This is a genomic window from Brevundimonas sp. CURTG3B2_SDJG (genome assembly GCF_057364705.1).
The window spans coordinates 1-2,875 of the sequence record NZ_JBNFOJ010000337.1; the positions used below are offsets into that span (position 1 = coordinate 1).

A 2,875-nucleotide genomic window follows, 5' to 3' on the forward strand; every position below is an offset into this window, starting at 1 on the left:
GACCGGCGGCAGGACCACCGGCGGCTCGGGCGGCGGCGCGGGCCGGGGCGGCGGCAGGCTCTCGTACAGCGGCGGGAAGGGCGATTCCGGCCGGTGCACGGGGAAGGGCTCCAGCGGAACGCCGCCCTCCCCGTCTCCCGTCTTGTCCCTCTCGTCGGTCATCTCGGGTCCAACGCCTCAGAACTGGAAATAGATGAAGGGCGCCACGCCCTCGGGCCGCACCGCCTCGACCAGCAGGATCGCCGCGCCGATCAACAGCCCAAGCGTGATCGACGGCGCGGTCTTCAGCCGCTCCGCCAGGCCCTCGACCGTCCGCGGCGGCAGCCAGTGCATGGCCAGCCCGCCCAGGATCAGCGTCAGCAGCAGCGGGGTCAGCACCTCCACCGGCCCGAACCGCGCCAGCCCCTGCAACATGGCCACGGCCAGGTCGAAGCTCTCGGCCCGGAACAGGATCCAGCCCAGGCAGACGATGTGGAAGGTGATCAGGACGCCCACCACCGTCGGGATGACCTTGCGGTCCCCGAACGCCGCCCGGCCCAGGCGTTCGACCACCTGCGCGCCCCCATGCAGCGCGCCCCAGGCCAGGAAGGTCCAGGCCGCCCCGTGCCAAAGCCCGCCCAGCACCATGGTCACGAACACGTTCACGCAACTGGCGAACAGTCCCTTCCGGCCTCCGCCCAGCGGCACGTACAGATAGTCCCTCAGCCAGCTGGACAGGCTGATGTGCCACCGTCGCCAGAAGCTCTGCATCGAGGCGGCTCTGTACGGCTGGTCGAAATTGCGCGGGAAGGAGTAGCCCAGCAGCGCCGCAATCCCGATCGCCATGTCCGAATAGGCCGAGAAGTCGCAGTAGATCTGAACCGCATAGCCGTAGACGGCCGCGGCGATGTCGAAGGCCGAATGCGCCGAGGGATCGAAGAACACCGGGTCCACCAGGTTCACCGACAGCTCGGACGCGATCACCGTCTTCTTGAACAGGCCCCAGACGATCAGCAGCAGGCCATGCGTCGCCATCGCCCGCGTCAGCCGGGGCGTTCGGTCGAACTGCGGCAGCAGGTCCGACGCCCGGACGATCGGTCCCGCCACCAGGTGCGGGAAGAAGCTCATCAGCAGCATGACGTCCAGCAGGCTCCTGGCCGCTGGCGTCTTCCCGCGATGCACGTCCACGACGTACGAAATGCCCTGGAAGGTGAAGAAGCTGATCCCCACTGGCAGCACGATCTGCAGCAGCGGCAGGTCGCGCTCCCACCGAACCGCCCCAGCAATTCCCCGGCCTGTTCAACGAAGAAGCCGTAGTATTTGAAGAAGCCCAGGATGATCAGATTGACGGTGACGCCCAGGCCCGCCAGCCAGGCGCGACGGGCCTCGGGTCCCTCTCGCTCCATCTTGCGGGCGATCAGCGCGGCCACGCCCCAGTTCAGCACCGCCGAGGCGATCAGCAGGCCGACGAACCGCCAGTCCCACTGGGCGTAGAAGAACCAGCTGGCCAGCAGCAGGAACAGCTTCCGCTTGCCGTTCTCGCGATCCAGCGACCAGGCGGTGAAATAGACGAACAGGAAGAAGACGCCGAAGGCGAGCGTGGGGAACAGCATCTACTCGGCGCGTCCCTTCGCCGTCCACGCGTCATAGGCGCCGGTCAGGTCGCCGGCCAGAATCCCGCCGATCCAGTCGGCCCCCGCCCCGGTGAAATGCACCCGGTCGCCGCGCATCAGGGGCTCGGCCCTCAACGCCAGCCGATCCGCTGAACAGTCGCCGCCCATCCGCCCGTGCCAGTCCCAGAACGCCACACCCATGTCGGCGGCGACCCGGCGTTGCACGTCCCGGACCACCGCCAGCGATGGCGGCGGGGCCCACAGTCGGTCGGCGCTGCAGCCGTTCGCCGCGCCGTTCCTGAGGGCGTCCGGCGCGCCCAGCAGCATCAGCGAGGCGTCGGGGGCCAGCCGCCGCATCCGCGCCACCTGCGCTCTCAGCAGCGCTTCATAGGCGACTGGGTCCAGCGCGTCGTCGAACCCCTCGTTGGTCCCGAAGGCCAGGATGACCAGCGACGGCCGCCAGTCCGCCAACTCGACGGCGGCCACGGCCTCGTCGCGCGCCGCCAAGTCCGCCAGCGTCGCGCCCACCACGCCCAGATTGGACAGGGCCACCCCGGGCCGGGTCCCCTCCAGCCGGATACTGTAGGCCAGCACGTCGGCGCCGTGGGCCCACAGTTCGATCGGTCCCACCGCTCCGCCCGGACCCGTCAGCAGGTTTCGCTTGACACAGACCGGCCCCGTCCTGCCCGGGGCGGGCGTCGCCACCGGGAGCCAGCGCCCATCGCTGATCAGGTGGAAGTCCGACGAGCGGCCGCCGGCGCGAAAACACACGCTCACGCTGCCCGGTTCCGCCCCGGGATCGGGGGTGAAGCGCAGCATGGGCGCGCGGCCGTAGGCGGCCGGCTGCACGCCCGCCAGGCCCACGTCGGCCAGTCCATAGCCCGCGCCCGTCGCCAGGGGCGCGGCAGGCGCGTCCCACTCCTGCGCCTCGACCCGCACCCGCATCGGCGCGTAGCCTGCGTAGGGAACGCCGGCGGGCAGCACCCCCAGACCGCCGTCGCCGAAGCGCCGTTGCAGATCCGCCCTCAGCTTGCCGGTGATCCGGTCCCCGGCAGTGTGGCTGTCGCCCAGCTGGAGGACGTGCACCGCCCGGTGGCGACGGCCGTCCTCGGTCGCGGCTAACGCCTCGAAGAAGATCTCCAGCGCTTCAGGCTGGCACAGGCCGCCGGGACAGACGCTCGGCCCGGGCTGAGGCGTCGCGACGGGGGGCGTAGGGAACCTGGGCCGAGGCCGGCGCGGCCAGCAGCAGTCCGCCGATCAGCGCCGCCAGCGCCGTGCGCACG

At 70.8% G+C, this 2,875-nt stretch carries 3 protein-coding genes; all 3 read right to left on the minus strand.

Going from position 1 to position 2,875, the window contains the following annotated elements:
• Positions 1-177 precede the first annotated feature (177 nt).
• From AC2W7C_RS16160 to AC2W7C_RS16170, 3 genes are read right to left on the minus strand one after another with little or no spacing between them, the layout of a single operon-like run.
• Positions 178-1,218 (minus strand): MBOAT family O-acyltransferase, encoded by a 1,041-nt coding sequence (locus AC2W7C_RS16160; RefSeq protein WP_486002313.1) that lies wholly within the window; start codon positions 1,216-1,218, stop codon positions 178-180.
• Entirely contained in the window at positions 1,107-1,592 is a 486-nt protein-coding gene (locus tag AC2W7C_RS16165) for a hypothetical protein (RefSeq protein WP_486002314.1), read from the minus strand. The genes AC2W7C_RS16160 and AC2W7C_RS16165 overlap by 112 nt, the downstream gene beginning before the upstream one ends.
• Complete coding sequence (locus tag AC2W7C_RS16170) at positions 1,593-2,678, minus strand: GDSL-type esterase/lipase family protein (RefSeq protein ID WP_486002315.1); 1,086 nt, start codon at positions 2,676-2,678, stop codon at positions 1,593-1,595.
• Positions 2,679-2,875 lie beyond the last annotated feature (197 nt).

Bases quoted from the DNA above. Each gene is read 5' to 3' on its own strand.
- AC2W7C_RS16165 (WP_486002314.1), bottom strand. From the start codon at position 1,592: ATGCTGTTCCCCACGCTCGCCTTCGGCGTCTTCTTCCTGTTCGTCTAT.